Annotated in this window: 14 protein-coding genes; 3 read left to right on the top strand and 11 right to left on the bottom strand. The window is 49.6% G+C overall.

Annotated elements, in window-relative coordinates:
- The first annotated feature begins 142 nt into the window (after window positions 1–142).
- The 3 genes from NST69_RS01935 (at window position 143) to NST69_RS01925 (ending at window position 4,428) form a co-directional block, all read left to right on the top strand.
- Window positions 143–1,981: an HSP90 family protein gene (locus NST69_RS01935; RefSeq protein WP_342548319.1), complete on the top strand. Its 1,839-nt coding sequence runs from the start codon at window positions 143–145 to the stop codon at window positions 1,979–1,981.
- Window positions 1,982–3,040 (top strand): hypothetical protein, encoded by a 1,059-nt coding sequence (locus NST69_RS01930; RefSeq protein ID WP_342548318.1) that lies wholly within the window; start codon window positions 1,982–1,984, stop codon window positions 3,038–3,040.
- A gap of 620 nt (window positions 3,041–3,660) precedes the next feature.
- On the top strand, window positions 3,661–4,428 hold the full coding sequence (locus NST69_RS01925; protein WP_342548317.1) for a helix-turn-helix transcriptional regulator: 768 nt from the start codon (window positions 3,661–3,663) through the stop codon (window positions 4,426–4,428).
- 128 nt (window positions 4,429–4,556) lie between these two features.
- On the opposite strand, the gene NST69_RS01920 is transcribed toward NST69_RS01925, so the two are convergent.
- The 11 genes from NST69_RS01920 to NST69_RS01870 form a co-directional block, all read right to left on the bottom strand.
- Window positions 4,557–8,594, bottom strand: coding sequence for an S-layer homology domain-containing protein (locus tag NST69_RS01920; RefSeq protein WP_342548316.1), 4,038 nt, complete (start codon window positions 8,592–8,594; stop codon window positions 4,557–4,559).
- A 369-nt stretch (window positions 8,595–8,963) separates the two neighbouring features.
- A complete protein-coding gene (locus NST69_RS01915; protein ID WP_342548315.1) occupies window positions 8,964–10,007 on the bottom strand; it encodes a hypothetical protein in 1,044 nt (347 codons plus the stop codon).
- Between the two features lie 44 nt (window positions 10,008–10,051).
- Window positions 10,052–11,005, bottom strand: coding sequence for a class I SAM-dependent methyltransferase (locus tag NST69_RS01910; RefSeq protein WP_342548314.1), 954 nt, complete (start codon window positions 11,003–11,005; stop codon window positions 10,052–10,054).
- 5 nt (window positions 11,006–11,010) lie between these two features.
- Window positions 11,011–11,859 carry an FkbM family methyltransferase gene (locus NST69_RS01905; RefSeq protein WP_342548313.1) on the bottom strand — a complete coding sequence of 283 codons (849 nt, stop codon included), beginning with the start codon at window positions 11,857–11,859 and terminating at the stop codon, window positions 11,011–11,013.
- A 38-nt stretch (window positions 11,860–11,897) separates the two neighbouring features.
- The gene (locus NST69_RS01900) at window positions 11,898–12,710 is read right to left on the bottom strand and encodes an ABC-2 family transporter protein (RefSeq protein WP_342548312.1); all 813 of its coding nucleotides are present in this window, start codon (window positions 12,708–12,710) and stop codon (window positions 11,898–11,900) included.
- Between the two features lie 4 nt (window positions 12,711–12,714).
- On the bottom strand, window positions 12,715–13,524 hold the full coding sequence (locus NST69_RS01895) for an ABC-2 family transporter protein (RefSeq protein ID WP_342548311.1): 810 nt from the start codon (window positions 13,522–13,524) through the stop codon (window positions 12,715–12,717).
- Window positions 13,502–14,506 (bottom strand): ATP-binding cassette domain-containing protein, encoded by a 1,005-nt coding sequence (locus NST69_RS01890; RefSeq protein WP_342548310.1) that lies wholly within the window; start codon window positions 14,504–14,506, stop codon window positions 13,502–13,504. Before NST69_RS01890 ends, NST69_RS01895 begins: the two co-directional genes overlap by 23 nt.
- Window positions 14,507–14,538: 32 nt before the next feature.
- A complete protein-coding gene (locus NST69_RS01885; RefSeq protein WP_342548309.1) occupies window positions 14,539–15,717 on the bottom strand; it encodes a radical SAM protein in 1,179 nt (392 codons plus the stop codon).
- Between the two features lie 42 nt (window positions 15,718–15,759).
- Window positions 15,760–16,848, bottom strand: coding sequence for a radical SAM protein (locus NST69_RS01880; protein WP_340978442.1), 1,089 nt, complete (start codon window positions 16,846–16,848; stop codon window positions 15,760–15,762).
- Between the two features lie 27 nt (window positions 16,849–16,875).
- The gene (locus NST69_RS01875) at window positions 16,876–18,024 is read right to left on the bottom strand and encodes a UDP-glucuronosyltransferase (protein ID WP_342548308.1); all 1,149 of its coding nucleotides are present in this window, start codon (window positions 18,022–18,024) and stop codon (window positions 16,876–16,878) included.
- Window positions 18,021–18,272 (bottom strand): acyl carrier protein, encoded by a 252-nt coding sequence (locus NST69_RS01870; protein WP_209875463.1) that lies wholly within the window; start codon window positions 18,270–18,272, stop codon window positions 18,021–18,023. Before NST69_RS01870 ends, NST69_RS01875 begins: the two co-directional genes overlap by 4 nt.
- Window positions 18,273–18,284: the final 12 nt, after the last annotated feature.

Raw genomic sequence — 18,284 nt, 5'->3', positions numbered from 1 at the left:
CAAGACCTTGGGTTTCTTTGTATTTTCAAGGCAGGGAAATTAGTAGGATTGGGAATATCTGTTTCTTATAATGCAGCTTCTGGGTAATACATAGGGTTGCATCTGTCTACATATCAATTGATTACAGAATAGGAGAACAAACATGGAGAACCAAAACCAGGATACGTACCGTTTTCAGGTGAACTTAAGCGGTATGATCAACATTTTGTCTAACCATTTGTATAGCAGCCCGAAGGTATTCTTAAGAGAGCTGCTCCAGAATGGCATAGACGCGATTACTGCACGGCAGGCCTATTCCCCCGCTGGATACGAAGGCAAGATTCATGTCGAGGTCAGCGGAACGTCCACCGGGGCGACTTTACTCGTCGAAGATAACGGAATCGGGTTGAACGAAGCAGAGATTCATGAGTTCCTGGCCATGATCGGACAATCCTCCAAGCGGGGCGAAGACTTCCTCTCAACCAACACCTCTTTTATCGGGCGGTTCGGCATCGGACTGTTGTCCTGCTTCATGGTGAGTGACGATATCGTCATGGTTACCCAATCGGCCAAGGGCGGCCCTGCCCTGGAATGGCGCGGGAAGCCGGACGGCACCTATACGATCCGCAAGCTCGAAGGGCAACATACTCCGGGCACCAAGGTTTTTTTGCGTTGCAAAGAAGGCTCCGAAGCTTACTTCGAGGAGAGCAATCTGCAGGAAGGGCTGTTCCATTACGGCGCTCTGCTGCCTTATCCGATCCAGCTGGTGTCGGACCGTAACACCCGCCTGATTAATCCGCTGACCCCGCCGTGGGTCAAAGATCCGCAGCTGGCCCGGAAGCATCGTGACGAGGTGCTGTCCTTCGGTGAGCAGGTGCTGGGAGAGACGTTCCGCGATTTCATCCCCCTGCACACCGCCTCGGGCCGGACGGGAGGCATCGCCTTCATTCTGCCGCACGCGGTGAACCTGAACGCCAAACGCAATCACCGGGTATACCTGAAGCACATGCTGGTCTCCGAAGCTGCCAGCAATATCCTGCCGGACTGGGCGTTCTTCGTGAAATGCCTGATCTGGACCGATGAGCTGCAGCCGACCGCTTCCCGGGAGCATTTCTACGAGAATGCCCAGCTGGAGCAGGTGCGGGAAGAGCTAGGGAACTCCATTCGTCAGGAATTGATGCGGATGGCCGAGTACGACCCGGACCGCCTGCAATCGATCATTTCACTACATGCCTTATCTATGAAGGCTCTCGCAGTGGAAGATTCATCGTTCTATTCTATCATTCACGAGTGGTTGCCGTTTGAGAGCACGTATGGCAGAAAGACGCTTGGCGAGCTGAAGCAGCAGCCTCCCCTGTACTTCACGGCGACGCTTGACGAATACCGCCAGATTACCCACGTGGCTTCGGCCCAATCCATGCTGGTGGTGAACGGCGGATATATCTATGATGCCGAGCTGCTGGCCCGGCTGCCGCTCATTGACCCGGATGTGCAGACGGAACGGTTGCTGCCGGAGGAGGTGTCGTTATCCTTCACCGATATCACCCCTCAAGAGCGGCTGGACTACTATGAGTCCGTAAGACTCGCAGACAGTGTACTTCAGAAGTTCCGCTGCCAGGTGCAGCTGCGCCGCTTCAAGCCAGAGGAGATTCCTGTCCTCTACACGCTGTCTGAGGAGTCCGCCCAATGGCGTGTAATGGAAGCAACCAAAGAAGTGAGCACCGATGCCCTGGCCTCTGTGCTGGGCAGCTTGGGCGCTTCGCTTAAGGAGACGGCATACGCCACACTCTACTTCAACCTGAATAATCCTGTCATTGAGAAGATATTCCATCAGGGGAATCAGGCCACGCTGCCCTCCATTGTCGAGATGCTGTACTGCAATGCGCTATTAATGGGACATTATCCGATGAACCGACAGGAGATCGCGCTGCTGAACCAGGGCATTATTCAATTCATTGATTGGGGATTGACGGCTAATCAAGCCACAGGAGGAGACGAATAGATGAATCTTACCGAGATGGATTTCGACGATTTGATGGAGGAAGCCTATGACCTGCCGGGCGGCAAGGCTAAGCTGGAGCTGCTGGAGCAGGCGGTACGGGTGGCCGATGCCGCAGGAGATATCGACCAGGGCTATGAGGCCCGCAGCGAAATCGTAGAGCTGGGCAGCTTCCACGGGTATCCGATGAAGGCGCTAGTCGCCTTTTCCTGGCAGCTGGGGCAGTATGACAAGAACCCGGGCCGGTTCGATGATTATAGCCTAATGTGGTCGTACAAGTGGGTGCTGGACCGCATCACTGCTTTTGCAGATATCAGCCGCACTCAGATTGAGAACCTGCTCGAGGATATGAAGACCCGCTACGCAGCCGAAGGCTACAGTAGCCGGACCTATCACTATTACCGGGCGAATATCCTCGAAGATTTCGGGGAGCTGGAAGCTTCAGCGGCCGAATGGGCGATTGTCCAGACCATGGACCGGGACGAGATGAGCGATTGTGAGGCTTGTGAGCAGCATGGCCTGGTCGAGTTCCTGGCGAAGCAGGGAGACGACGAAGCAACCGTTAAGGCGGCTGAACCGATTCTCAAGGGCCGGATGACCTGCGGTGAGGTCCCGCATGTGACCATTACGAAGGTGCTGTTCCCTCTCCTGCGGCTGGGCCGCCAAGCGGAAGCGGATAAGCTTCAGAAGAAAGGCTATAAGCTGGTAAAAGGAAACCGCGACTTCCTGTATCACCAGGCAGAGCATATTGGTTACCTGACCCTGACCGATCCGGTCAAGGCGCTGGAGGTCTTTGAAGAGTATATCGCCTCCTCGCTCGATCATGAGAACCCGGCCGATCAGATGATCTTCAACGCCTATTCCGCCAAAATGTTCCGCCGTCTGGCGGAAGAATTCATCCGCTTCCAGGTTAAGCTTCCGGCCGGCCACCCGTGTGAGCGTCAGTCCGAAGACGTCGCTGCGCTTGCGAAGTACTTCCAGCAGTTGGCTCTCGCCACAGCGGAGAAGCTGGATAAGCGGAACGGTAACGGCTACTATACTGAGCTGCTGGAGAAGTTGTAGGTTGTGTTCCGACGGCGGTTTGTAAGAACAAACGCAAATAAGAGCAGCTCCCGTATTTGGGGCTGCTCTTTATGTATTTTAAATACGCATTTACGTCAAAAATTATCCAAATTTAGGTAATGCCGAGGCGTTTGATATGTTATACTGATTGAGCAATAGAATAGGCTTAAAAGGGTCGGTCGGCTACCTCTCTCAGAAGGGAGGGATGCCTTGTGACAGTGTTTGAAGCAATCATGCTGATGCTAACCTTTGGTTTGCTTATCGTAGCGCTGCTGTCCAATACACACAAATAGACCGCCCCCCAGCAAGGTATGCGGTCTATTTGTCGTATCCTATTTGCCTGAGGCCTACCGCCCTTGAAAGCGGCTATTGCTCTAGAGAGTCGTGTTAGCGCACGGCTCTCTTAGCATTGTACGCCCGTTCTGCTTATACTATACCACAGGTGTTAACGCATGTTAACAGTGGTTAACAGATTTGTGAGCAACAGTTCGAAGACGTAGTTGCGCTTCTTTCCAACCCAATGTTGGAAAATCCTTAGGAATATCCAAGCAACACTACATGGAAAACGTTAGGCTCCGGATGTACAATGATTCCGTACAAGCGTAAAGGAGGAGCACATAATGAAAACAACGGGCATACATAAGCAATTTCAAGAACTGCGCAAGAACAAGGGAAAGACTCAAGAAGAGCTTGCGGAGGTCTTCGGTGTAACCAATCAGGCAGTATCCAAATGGGAAAGCGGGGCTTGCTATCCGGATACCGCTTTATTACCCGAGATCGCTAATTATTTCGGAGTCAGCCTTGACTTTCTATTCGGGCGTGTACCGGATGCCAATGATCAGAGTGTAGTGAAAGACATCAAGCTTCTGTTTGAACAGACCCCTGCTAAGGAGCGTTTCACGCTGGCCTGCCAGATAGCCTTCTACCTGCATGAGGGTATCGTATCCAATGGTTACAAGGGCTACCTACCCTGGGACCCGGATAAGACGTATGATCTGCAGACTTGGGGAACCTCTATTTGCAGCGAACCGGAAGGAGTTACTATTGTCAGGCAAGGGATGCTCTTCTTTTCCGATCACACCGATAAACGGGAACTCGCGCCAGATCAACTGTTAAGCCTGTACGGTGTGCTTCGGGCCTATGCGGATGCTGACAGATTAACGGTATTATTCGTATTATATCAGTTGACCAGGCATGACTTTGACTGCTTTGTTTCTATGGAGAATATCGTAAGAGCAGCGGGTCTGGATGAGAGAACCATACGGGATGCCTTCCTGCATTTGCCGGTTCACTGCAAAAGGCTTGAGGACAGCAGCATAGGTTACCGGATTGAAGCCAGTAATATGCATCTCCCTGCGTTGCTTATGCTCTTCATGCCGTTCTATTAAGTTATAAATTGCCAAAGAACTTGCACCTCACAAATTCGGGTCAACGCTGTCCCCTAAACGCCAATAGACCGCCCTCCTGGCAAAAGGAGTGCGGTCTATTTGGCATATCCTGTTTTTATGCGAATCTCTTACTTATTATACAGTCTGTAAAGGAATACCGCAGCTTCAGCTTTGGTGGTGTTGCCAGCCGGATTGACCTTGTTGCCGCTGCCTTCGATGAGCCCTTCCTTCACCATGGCGGCTACGCTGTTCACCGCATAGGAGGCCACTTTGGACTTGTCGGAGAATCTCTCCAGATCCGCAGCCGTCCCCTGGCTATTCAGCTTCTTCTCCAGCTTCAGGGCTCTCTCGGTCAACACCATCATGTCTTGTCTGGTGATCTTAAGCGCGCTGCCAAAGCTGCCGTTGTCCAGGCCATTCGTAATCCCAAGCGCTTTGGCCATTCCAATCTCATTATAGTAATAAGCATTCTCCTGTACATCGCTGAAGTTTCCATTTACCTTCGCAGTCAAGCCAAGTGCCCTCACGAGTGAGTACAGGAAATCTGCTCTGGTGATCTCGGTTGACGGATGGAATTCACCGCCCTCAGTCTTGAGAATATCCTTGGATGCAAGGACTTCGACCGCGTTCTTCGCCCATGCTGCCTTTCCGAGATCTGTGAATGTCTTGGATACATAAGCTACTGCGAAATCGCCGAGATGAGTAGTTGTGAAGGTTACCATACCGGTCTTGGAATCATAACGTCCGCTCGGTACGGTTAGAACATTTCCATTTCCGTCAATATACCGGATAACAATCCGTTCAGGATTCTTCAATTCATCCGCAGACGGCTGGTAAGGTACGGATACGGTAACAGGTGCACCAGGATTGCTCCAGGCCGTATCTTTTCCGTCCGTCTTAAGGCTAAGCTGAATGATCGGTCTATCGCTTAGAGCCGCCTTTACTTCCGCCGGAAGCCCCGACTTGTCACCTTTGCCAATCTCCAGCGATACTTCCTTGCCGCTGCTTTCAGGTGTGCCTGTCAACATATTACCGGAAATAACGACCTGACCGAATTCGGTCGAAATGGTCAGTTTGTTATCCTTGGTTCCGCCGGTCAGTGCTGCAGCAGGCAAGCCTACCGAGTATGATTTCACTCCTTGCACGGCAGGGATGTCCAGCGTCACATTTTTCTCAATGAGTTCCTTTGCTTTTGCCAGATCTGCTACCTTAACCATTGCGGTTCCATTGTTCACTGTTGCCTGCATGGTTACTTTCTGTCCTTCTACAACAGGTGCTGCTGGTGCAGGTGTTGCAGATGCTGCAGGTGCAGACGTTGAATAGGTTCCACCAGGTGCAGGCGTTGCTGGTGCTGGTGTTGCTGGTTCAGGTGTTGCAGATGGTGTTCCTGGTTCCGGAGTGGACGGAGTCTCCGTCTTGCTGTTGGTTACTTTCAGGGTATACGTCTTGACCCTGCCGTTTGCCCCTGTGACCTCAATCTTTATATCTGTTTGGGTTCCAGGTGTCAGCGTTATAGCTTCGGAAGCTGTACCGCTGGCAACTACCTTATCGTTCACTTTAATGGTCGATCTGCTGTCTGCCGCCGCCGCTGTCACGGTAATGCTGCCGGCATCCTTCAGGGACACATCATACTCTGTGGTGGCCGCGTTGAATGTGGGTTCGAGTGTTCCTACACTCAAGGACAGGCTGCTGAGGTCTGCATTCACGCTATTAGGCGTATAGACTCCAAGGTCGCCAAGGTCGATGCTATTATTCTGGATGGCCTGATATTCGCCTGCAAAATAATCATCCAGATACGAATGCCCCAGAATGAATCTGTCCGGTTTCATGGCGCCATAGTACCCGGCATTCGCATTACTTTGGCCGTCAAACAGGACATAGCTTCCCTGCCATCCGGAACCGGTTACGCCCCAACTGATGATGTGATCGATATACGGGGCGAACTTGTTGAACATTTTGTACAGCAGTGCGTACTGATAACCAAGGGCGTCCGACTGTCTGACATTAAGCGCTGCTGGAGCGGTTGCGCCTCCTCCAGGAGCATCGGTAGGTACCTTAAGGTCAAGCTCAGAATAGGTAATACCCGACAGCAGCCCCCGGTCAACGAGAGAGGCATAAAGGGCCATCGCATATTGGTTGTCGCTGGCAAGGGTCTTACCCACCGCGTCATGTCCCTGGATTCCGATGTCTTCGATCAGGGGTCTTCCGTCATACAGCGGATCGGAGCGCCATGCGGTATTTAATTCAAGAACCATGTTATATACGGTTCTAGCTTTACTGCGGGTGGCAACCCCGTAATCGTTGTAGGTCAGCTTCGGAGGATTGTCAACGATGTAACTGTCAATGCTGCCTTTAGTATCGTGTCCATCCAGCTTCATGTACTCTGGAAGGTTAGCGTAATTGGCTTTGTAAGCTTCCGCCATCTTGGCGTTGGGGGCCGCGATGTGCGCGTTTTTGAACAGCAGGTATACGTAATGATCGGTGATGTCGCCGCCAATCTCATCATCTGACATGGCAACAAGCCAGTTGGTATGCTTCAGGCTCGTTCTCCAGCTGTTCGGATCCTCAAGGATAAGCTCGCTATGACGGCTCTCGTGAACCTCTTCGTTGAGTACATCCCAGGAATTGAAGGGAATTACGCCACGGGCTTCGCTTGATCCGTACTTCGTATCTGTGGTCAGGAAGTGCCGCATCACATACATCGTATGGTTGAACTGCACTCTTCTCGCCATTTCTTTGTCTACCTTAACCGTGGTTGTAACGCCATTGCCCAGTCCGTAGAAATTGGCAGAGCCGTTATAACCGGAAGGAAGGTTCGCAGGAATCATCTGTGCCATCCAACCAGGGGCCTGGTTATACCATGCCAGAACATGGCCGTGCGACTTGTACTGCCCGGGAGTTCCAGAATCTCTGATCGCCTGATAAGAGTTGGTAGGGAAGCTATACTCCGCTAAGCCAGGGGCAGTGGTTGCGCCGTTCATGGCCTCGCCGTTCACATTCTTCAGCCATTCCGGACCACGGGGATGCGTGCCATCGGCCTTCAGATTGTTGCCGTCAACGAAGATCTCATAGTGATTGGCTCTCGTTCCGTTTACAGGTCCGGTGCCGATCGCGCCGACCATGAACAGGCCATTCTCCTTATTGTACAGACTCTTTAGAGGCGCTACGGCACTCTGGTGTTCCTTATTGACTACGCTCGGAAGCGCAACACCCTTCGGATCAGGTGCTGTAATCTCAATGTTAGAGACTAGCAGCATACCGGTTTCTTCAGGACGGGCATTCTCCCCATGAAGCTCAAGAATGAAGTTCGAGGAATTGCCCGTTGAGGCGGTAATACTGTGATGCGCCTTCAACCAGGATTCACCGTTGTAGCTGCCCACCCAGTCAGGATTCAAGTTGTTGTACTGGTATTCCCTGAGGTAGCTGTCGAGGTTATCGCTGGCATTTCTGACTCTCCATCTCATGAATTTGCCTTGCGCACTCTTCGGATAGTAGACATCGAATTCAATCGTTGAACCCGCTGTGACATTGACGGCCGGGGACAACGGGGATTCCAGACTGATGCCGCCGAAGGTGCTTTTGCCGTTATGGGCGTAATTAATCTGGAGCACTTCCGCTTTCCCTTGGGCATCTGCAAAAGGATATGCGATCGTCTTGAATGTCCCGCCGGCAAAGTCGGCCGGGACACGGTTATCCAGCGGAGTTCTTGCCTTCCAGGCATTCGTAGGCGCGGTAACTTTTACAGGAACCTTACCCGGACCCGGATCAAGCCGGAAATAGGGATCGGAGCCGTCTGATTTGATATTTGCAGTGAAATTCATTATGGCTTCTTTCAGCGTTGCAATAGCTTCGTCGGCCGGCGTGTTCGCATTACGCGCAAGCTCAAGCGCATCATTAAGAGCTTGGAGTTCGTCTACATGCACCCAGGGCAAAGCCCGGTTCACATCAGAACCGTAGACGGAACCATAGACAGACTGGCTGACCTGGAGCGGGAACTCCGTATTGCCAGTTTTAAGAGCTTCGGCTTGCGCAATGAGGTCGCTCAGTTCAACGGACGGTTCCTCTCCAGCCGCAGCAGCCGGGACGGGAGTATACGTGAAGATGGAGAACAACATGATGATAACGAGAAGGCGGGAGATGCTGACTACATATTTTCTACTGTTCATCTAAGTTTGACTCCTTTTCTTATGGAGATTCTTACCCTTGGTTACGCCAAGTCTGGCTTGACAGTCAATCCCGCACCTCCCTCTGAACCTAATGGCAGACAATGTTTGTAAACGCATTCACGAAAGCGGATGATTAGGCTGTAACAGCTTTCATATTAGCAACTGGAAGGGAAAGTCTAAATACGGGAAATGCACGAATGATTTTAATATATTACGAAAATAGACACACTTCTCGGCTCACCCTGCCAGAAAAAAGGAGAATATGGTGTGGGAATGGAATATAGGGCAAAAACAAAAAGACCGCCCCCCCTCGCAAAGGTATGCGGTCTATCTGATACTCTACCCGGTTAACTGACTCACATTGTTGATTCAGCTTTTCAATCTTGCAGCCTCTAACATTAAATAAAATTGATGATGAAAATGCACTTCATTCGTATATATTTTTGTAAATAAACCCATGCACTTATCTATGATTTCCCCAGTGAACGTTTGGGACATGATGGCTTTATTCGAATAGAACCTTACCGTCTTCCAGTCATTAATAATTTGGTCCAGTAACGGGTCAAGCGTATCCTTGGCATTGATATGATCAAGGTTATACTTATAGAGCGTATCTAACCTGTATTTCTCAGAACATTTTCTATAAATAGTACTGCTTAGTGTTTCTATAATCGTTTCATTGGTTAGAATGAGCTTGTAATTTTCTGCCAACAACAATATATTATTCAAACCTTCCGTGATTTCATTTTGATACCTGAACATATTTTCTACAAATGTATTGATGCTGGTGTGTGCTGACTTCTTATGGTTCAAGAGCTCATGATCACCGGGGGATACTAGTGCATATTCCCAAAAGTAATTTGGCATCTTAACGTGTTCCGATGTCAGGCATGATATTTTAAATTCTGAAAATGGCAGAGAATATTGTCTGTATTCTGTAATATCATCAACCGTATATATTTCCCCGTTCGTAAGATTGAAGCCATAGACAAAAACAGGGTGCAGTCCATGTTTTTTGTTATAGTAAAAGTCTCTCCCGCGTTGATAAAATAAATCAATAAAAATTGAAATGGGATAACCACGAGAAATAGAGTTGATGATCTCCTCTTGTAATGTATCTAGCGAAGGGGATATTTTGCGGATGGAGATTCCCATCTCCTCAAGAATCTGATCTCCCTCCTTAAGCTCCAACACCTCTAACTTGAAATATCCTCTTGTTTGTATTTTTTGTTCATTGAATCTGTAAATGCTAATCACATTATTCAGAATCGGCAGCTCATCTTTATCGAAATATCTGGCAAGCGTTAAAAACAAATTGTAGTCGCAGCTAAAATAAGGAAAATTATGATGAGGAAACATTTTGGTCATGCCGTCGAAGGGGTGAAAGGTGCCCACGGAAATGATTTCTTCCATACCATATTTCTCCTAACCTGAAATTATTGGATATTACGGCTATATTACCTCTTAACAAGGTTCATCATACGGTATTGCCGCGTTCCAGCCTTCATCTCTTCATATTTCTTCGAGCCGGGCAAGGCGATGAAATCATTAATATCTCCAATATTCGTACCCGCGCCTACGTTGCCTGCAATCCCTTGTGCACCAGTACGCTGCTTCGCATTCTCATCACACGATAAAAGAACATTCGCAGTCACATCCTGATTGCGGATTACAGACAGGCCTGCTTCCTCTAACAGCCTCACATTCTGCGCTACCTGATCTCCCGGCATCAGCTCCGTATACAGAAATACGCCGCCAGCTCTCATGATCCGGTACACCTCTTCATAGAAGCGTGACCGGTTCGGATAGGCATGCGCGGATTCTATATTTAATACCACATCGAAGCTCTCGTCTGCAAACGGTATATTCTCGGCATCGCCGACGAGATACAAAGCTCCACTCCCTCGGGATTTGGCATTGCAATAGGCAATATTCGCCGGGCAGATATCGAGACCGACAATAGACAGCGGCTTGAAATATTTAGACAGCGCTGCTATGTTTCCTCCCCTGCCGCATCCGATGTCGATCACCTCCCGCTCCCGGATCGCCGTCTTGCCCACCGTCTCAAGCAGCAGCTTGATTGAATTTCTGTTCCATGCATCGGCGGGCTCGATCACTGCATGTTGCTCACTCCCGTGCGGGACGTAACCATAATTTAAGAAGGTAGCGAATCGGCCTATTCCGGATAGCGTAAGGGAGTTCGAAATCTCGCTATAATCCCTGATTTCTGCCTCTTTACGATCCCAGTCGGAAGGGTGGCCAGCCTGCTCACGTAGGTCGAGCATCGATACATAACGATCATTGATCGTATATACCGCATCGCAGTTGCAGCATTGCAGTGACGCCTCCGACTGGACCAGCTCGCCCTTGCAGCTGGAGCATACCAACCTTGCATGCAGATGCTGTCGCATGACTGTCACCCGGCCGGTATATGCATTAGATTCAACGCGTACACATTATAGTAATTTGGGATATTCAAATCTTCGTAGTAATCAATCGAGACATTGAAGCCGTTGGTTCGGAAGATGTTCTCGAGCCTGCTGATCTGCTCTTCATCCAGTCCGTGTACCTCCATGACAATTTGCCTGATTTTACCCCAATCCTCCGGAAGGATACCTTCCAGCACCTCGAACTCACTTTTTTCCACGTCGATTTTGAGCAGATCAATGGGGTTCAGATCGTAATAGCGGATCATTTCGGAGATCGTAGTTAGCTTGCATCGATGGATTTGTTCATTCAGAAGCTTCGGCGACATCAGATGATCGACAAACCGGTTTAGCATGCGCGGGTCGGCGAAGTCATCCCGGTAATGGTTGATTAACCCGTACCGGAGATCCTGATCGTGGTTCTCCCGGTATTTGATCTGGACAGAATCCGTGGACATCGTAGGAAAATAGGCAAACTCCGCTTCCTTGATCTCATTGGAAAGCCCGACGTTAACCGTTGTTACGCGAGAGAGCGAGCTCGTATTCATCTTCAAAAGCTTAAACGTCGGAGGCAGTGGCTCAAAGGCATATACCCTGCAGTTACTCTTGCTGCTGACATACAGGGTGAACATGCCGATATTAGCCCCGACATCCATGACCGTGCCATGATCCGGGAGCGTAATCCCGTGCTTGAAATACATCTCCTTCTGGAAAATCTCGTTGTAGAGGAACTCGGTTTCTCCTTCGTTGTTTTGATAGATTTCGATCCCGTTGTGCAGCCGCTTCTTGGCAGTGGCTTCTGTCTGCGGTGAAAAGCTCTTGTGCTCCATCCTGCTCATCCGATTCACCTTCTCAACAATTTTTTTGGGGCATATCTCTAACTGCTGGCGCTCTCATAGTGTTTGACGGCCAGCTTCCAGAACAGCCTGACCACTAGAAGCGATATCACAGGAGCTGCAAAAATCCATATCCCAAGGAACAAGTCCAACCGGTCGATCAAATAAACCGACGGCATGTTGGTGATAAACAAGATAGGCACGACATACAGTCCTATTCTCCGCAGCCATTTGGGGTATATGTACATCGGCATATTGTTCAAATCCCAGCATTTGTCCAGTATGTCGAAGATCGAACCGGACTTCACCGTCCAGAAGGCAAGAATTTGCGGAAGCAGAAGCACCGAGTAGGTCACGATCGTGCTGCTCAAGATCACGCCGATATATCCGGCCAAGTGGATGAAGCTTGGTTCGATGCCAAGCCGCTGCCAGGCTATTACGATCATCGTGATCCCAGCGACCAGGTTCGGGATTGGAAACGCGAAGTTCACGTGCCGTAATGAAATCATGAACTGCAGCGATAGCGGCTTCGTCATATACAAGTCCAGCGTCCCGTTGCGGATATGGCCGGCGAATCTATAAAAGTTATCCATAAACAGTCCTGTATAGATTGCGATCATAATCGTATAAGTCCCGGTGAAGATCATCATCTGGTCAGGAGAAATTCCATTGATTTCGATTCCGAGCTGGTAAACGAAGACGATATAGATCAGCTTGGACAACAGAAATACGGTCTCCATGATCAAACCGGAGTAGAAATTCGCTTTGTATTCCATGTAACCGACCAAGCTGTTCTTCGCAAAAATAAAAAACATGCGTACATGCTTCCGAATCTCAGACAAGCTGATACTCACAGATCTAACCTCCAACGGCTACATATTTCTTCATCCCGGAATCCCAAGACAGCTTGGAAATGATCATAAGCACAATTACCCAAACCGCCTGTAAGAGGAGCCCGGGCACGATTTCATGAATCGTCAAGCTCCCATTGATGATCTTAACCGGGAAGTATACGACATATTGAAACGGTAAATAGCTGGAAATTCTGGCAAACGTATCTCCGAAAATATTAAGCGGAAAGATGGCGCCACTGAGCAGATAGACGCCTTGGTTGAACGCGATATAAACACCCCAAACCTCAGTAATGATGAACGCGAGGGCACTAATCGAATAAAAAAGCAGGAAGTTGATGAGCAGCCCGAACAGAATGCTGACCAGGAACAAAACGATTTGCCCCACTCTAAGCTGAAACTCCCAAATCTGAGTGAACACGATCATCAGGATGACGAATAAGACAAGGACGACCGCGGTCTGAACCGTTTTCCCGCCGAAAAAATTGCATATCCGATAGCTGAAATAATGAATAGGCTGAGCGATAAATTTGCTCAGTCCACCCGTCTTGATATCGTTCGCGACCTCCCCTTCGAAGCCGGCAGAAACCAGCTTGGAGACGACGCCGGACAACACGGAATAAATGATGATCTGCGAATACGAATAGCCGTTAATAATCTCCTGCGGCGAACTGCGAAACACGGCTGTCCAGAGGAAGCATTGGACGAGTATGATGAAGCCGCCGCTGATAATACTCATTAGGAAATCGGTCCGGTATTCCATCTCATTCTGAAGCGCAAGGATGTACGTCCTTTTATACTTTTGCAAGGCTTTCATGTCTGACCCCATCTTTCTGATATAAGCTTTCGATGCCTCGCTCGACAGGTATATCTTCAACTGTGAAATCAAGGATCGGGAACCGGTCCAGCATCATCTTGGAGAGTCGCTGAAGGTCATGCTTATCGATCTCCATAACGGCATTCAGGCCGTCATGCTGAGTAATAACGCCATAGTCGCTTAGCGCTTGCCTCGGTACTTCGTCCGTAAATTGCAGCTTGATAATCTTTTTGGCATGGAACAGCTCGTTCACCCGCCGGAGATCGCCGTCGTATACGATCTTCCCTTGATTGATGATGATCGTTCGTTTGCACAGATCCTCAATATCCGCCATGTAGTGGCTTGTCAGAATGACCGTTGCCTTCGTCTGCTGGTTATAATACTTCAGGAACTCCCGAATGCGCTTCTGCGAAATCAGATCAAGTCCGATTGTAGGCTCATCCAGGAATATCACCTTGGGCCGGTGGATGAGCGACGCAATAAGCTCCATCTTCATCCGTTCCCCCAGCGAAAGTCTCCGCACCTGAATGTTGAGCAGGTCTTTAACGTCAAGCATCTCCGTAAGCTCATCCAGGACAAGGTTGTAGGGCTCATCCTCGACCTCATAGATGCATTTGTTCAGGTACAACGATTCATTCGCCGGTAAATCCCACCACAACTGCGATTTCTGCCCCATCACGATTGAGAACTGCATCTTGAATTCTTTTTTTCGCTCCCAAGGGACATAGCCTAATACCGTCGCCTGCCCGCTTGTCGGATACAAGATGCCGGACAGCATCTTAAGCGTAGTCGTTTTTCCGGAGCCGTTCGGGCCCAAGAATCCGACCATCTCGCCTTGCTCGATCACAAGCGATATATCGCTAACCGCTTCTTTGATCAGGGATTTGCGCTTCACTAGATTTTTGAGCGATTTTTTGAGGCCCAATTCTTTTTCGTAATACTTGAAGCTTTTAGACAATCCTTCCATCTGGATAATGCTCACTCATGCACCTCATTTATGTGAATTTAGAAGAGTTATACACCGTGCAAATGCAAAACACTGCACTTGGAACATGCCGGTGTCAGTCGTTCGTCCATCATTTCCCTTATTCTTCTGTAGTTCATGCTATGCCATAATTCCTGTACAGACGCTTCATGTAATTTGCCGATCTCGAACTCCTTGAAGAATTTACACGCGATAATTGTTCCATCGGGCGTAATGTCCATCCGGTTCGAGAGCGCCAGGCACTTCTTGTTCATCGTGCCTTTGCCCTCCACCTCTTTGCCGAGCACGAAATCTTCGATTTGGTCATGATCCAGATTCGGCTGGTAGCGCAAACGCATTTTCCAGACCCGATTATTGACCCGGTCCAACTCGCTCATGAGAGCAGGAATACGCTCCGGATCGAGCTTGTAGTTAAAGGCGTGCCAGCTTCGTTCGCCCCTGTGCTCGCTCGCCGGAAGGAAGTCGAACTTCTCGTCAAAGTAATTGTCCATTCCCTGCGTGCATTCGTCCGAGATGTACCACGGGAAGCAGACCATGACCATATCTACACCGACGCCCTCCAGAAAGTCCAGCAGATCGTAAAGCCTGTCAGTCATACCATCGTTAACGACGGTATGGATCGTAATTTTGCCCCTGAACCGGTTCTCCTTGCGCAGCTCGACCAGCTTCCGGATCGCATCTATCGCCTTGCTGAATACCCCTTTGCCGCGAAGCGCATCATTCTCTTCTTCGAATCCATCAAGCGCAATGAGCAGCTCCAGGTTATCGGAGATTCTCTGCAAGGCGTCCAGCTTTCGCTCGATCAGCACCGCATTCGTACAGATCGTCGTCTCCCGGGGATAGGCTTCAAGCAAATCGGCCAAACGGTCGAAATGGCTGTATACGAGCGGCTCCCCTCCCCAGATATAGAGTCTCGACTTGGCTGGTTCCGTCTCAAGGATCAGCTTCTCCAGCAGCCCGTAGTCGAGCTGTTCCCGCTGCTGCTCCGGTGTCATGAAGTGATGGTAGCCGGTGTCGTTCCATTGATAGCAATGCTTACAGCGCAAGTTGCATTGGTTCGTCAGTTTAATCCCGACCGACTCCGGCAACGGTGTCGCGTAACCCGTTATTTTCTCCATGTTCCGCTTGGTTTCCAACGTATTCCTGATGGTACGTTTCAATATTTGCAAATCCTTTGCGGAATGCTTAATCTCTGATTTCGGATTCATATCAACACACCCTTCTTAAATGTGATAGGTCATTCACATGAATCAGTAGATATAATACCTTGAACAAGCCGTACAAATCGGAAGCATATTTTTTTTCATATACGCGCGGTACTCTTTGTACTTGCCGCTGCGCCAGATATCCAGCAAGCTCTCTTCGTTCACGTTGCCGAAGGTCAAATCATAGAAGGCATGGCAGGGCGAAACGTCGCCCCTTGCCGTAATCTCCGCATAAGTCCATGGAAGAGAGCAACGGTTTCGTTTATCTGCCATCTGATGGAATTGCCCCGAGAAATAGTTACGCAAATTCAGTTCATCTATCGTCTTCGGATAGGTGATCACATGGATGCGGTTTTTCAAGCAATACTCTTTAACCTTATTGAGCTGTCTCGTCAATTCCGGAATATCGATCTCGCTGAACGAACTGATGTCCCGCCACACCATCCCCTTGGCATAAGGAGCTTCATACACACCGAATTCCCCACTAAGAACCTCCACATATTGGGCATACTGCTCTTCCGTGGCATAGAGCTGCACTTCCATGCTGATATGGTCCAACATCGACAAGTCGATATGCTTGAAGAAAAACTCCTCGACATACATATAGTTCAAGGGCGTAATGATAAAGGATACACCCATCTTCGGAAAATGCTTGCCTTTGCTTTGCCGGAGCTCATAGAGCTTCTCGATCCCCTTGATTACTTTCTTGAATACGCCTTTGCCCCTCTGCCTGTCGTTGATTGCCTCAGGGCCGTCGAGCGACACCCAGATCTTATTGGGCGCAGTCTCGACAAGCATCTCGGCATGCTGCTCGAGCAATGTGCCGTTCGTGGGGAAGTCCGCTACGCTTCCATAATGATTGATCATGGCGAGAATGTCGCTCAGCCAAGGGTACATCAGCGGCTCGCCGCCGAAGAAATCGTAATACGGCTTGCCGGGGCTGCACTGGGCGATGATCTTTTTGATCAGATCCGGGTCCAGCTGCGCTAATGTTTTTTTGCTTTTGTAGGGCCCTTCTAGTCCCCACTCATAGCACATCTTGCATCGCAAATTGCACTCCTCGAGCAGCTGCAAGACGATCCATCTCGGATAGCTTGTCGTATCTTGGGCGACACTCAATTTATTAACACTCATCGCATAACCCCTTCTGCCATTGAAATCTTACCTCTTCATTAACGCGACTCTCGAACAATAATGATCCACATAATCCATCCGTTCTCCGGGTCTGTTCTTGATCGCTTGATGCATCTCCTTAAGGACATCTACGGAAAAATCCATCTCCCGCCACTTCTCATAACGTATTCCGAACCCGAGCGACTCCCACAATTCCAGATTGCTAAGCTCATGACTGCCGAACGGCTCCAGCAGAATAAGAGGGGTTTCAGAGGCAAGCGAGTCGATCAATGTGCCCGCTCCCGGCTTGGCTACGATAGCCATCGCCTCCGAAGCGACGTCAAATAACCAATGATGATCAGCCTCAGCGGGGTATGATTTCGTGTCTTCTCCCGCTATTTCAATGTATGGCGGAAACTCGTGCAGGCCGTTCGCACTCTTCACCCATGCACACCATTCCGGATCGTTCATCCAATACCGGTGATCGGGATCGGGCTTCGCTTCCTTCCAGTCGTAAGCTACGATATCAAGCCCGTAGTTATGGCTGGCAAGCTCTGGAACTTTACTCTGATAAGTGCCCATCCCCCAGCCGCCGCCATGAACAACAAGCCGCCGCTTCCTTGATTCGAAGGGTATTGGCGTACCAAGAGGAACCGGGATTTCGTATCGAATCGCCATCTTATCGGTGTCATAGAGACAAGCATTGTAATAATGCTCGTCATACCGGGGATGATACTTCTTCAGGCTCTTCCAAGACGGGGCCAGATCTGAATCGACGTAGAGCAGGTCTACATGAATTGGATTCGGCAGCATCTTCTCCCTGTACAAATCCAAAATATAGCCCCAGTGTCCAGATAGTGATATGAATTCGTACCGTTCTTCCGCTTTCCACGCCTCCAGCAATAGCTCTACCTGGGCATAATCAATGCTGCCCCGGATATCCATCGGCATTCGGGCCGAAAAATTGGCAAGCGCGAAATCATTGTGGTAAGCCTTCCTGCTGTCTGCAATATGATCCCTTTTGTCTTGCTCCAGATAGCTTTCGAACACGAGCACTTCCGTCGCGATATCCCTCTTCTTGAAACCGCTTGCAGCTAATAGGCCGGGAATATAGAACCCCAGACCGAAACCCGAGCATAGAATCGTTACTTTCCGCTTACCCATAAACTCCCGGACATCCTTGCGTCTATCGTTCATACAGATGCCGTCTTCTGCAGCTCCGAGATATAATTGCAGAAGGCCGTAACCGACTCCAAAAAATCGAAGTCGAATTGTTCAAAATCGATTTCAATATCGAAGCGCTCTTCCACTTTTAATAAGAAAGTAATTAGCTGTAACGAGTCGAGTCCCCCGTCTTCCATGATGCTGGAATGCTCGTTCAAGCGGTTTGCCAGCTGGGCGTCGTCCTTGATTTCGCTTATCATCGCTATGATCTGTTCTTGCATAGGTACCTCCCG

The sequence above is a fragment of the Paenibacillus sp. FSL P2-0089 genome, from assembly GCF_038595095.1.
Lineage (GTDB): Bacteria > Bacillota > Bacilli > Paenibacillales > Paenibacillaceae > Paenibacillus_AQ > Paenibacillus_AQ silagei.
Note: the sequence above shows the minus strand (reverse complement) of the source record. Positions and strands in the feature narration are given on the sequence as shown.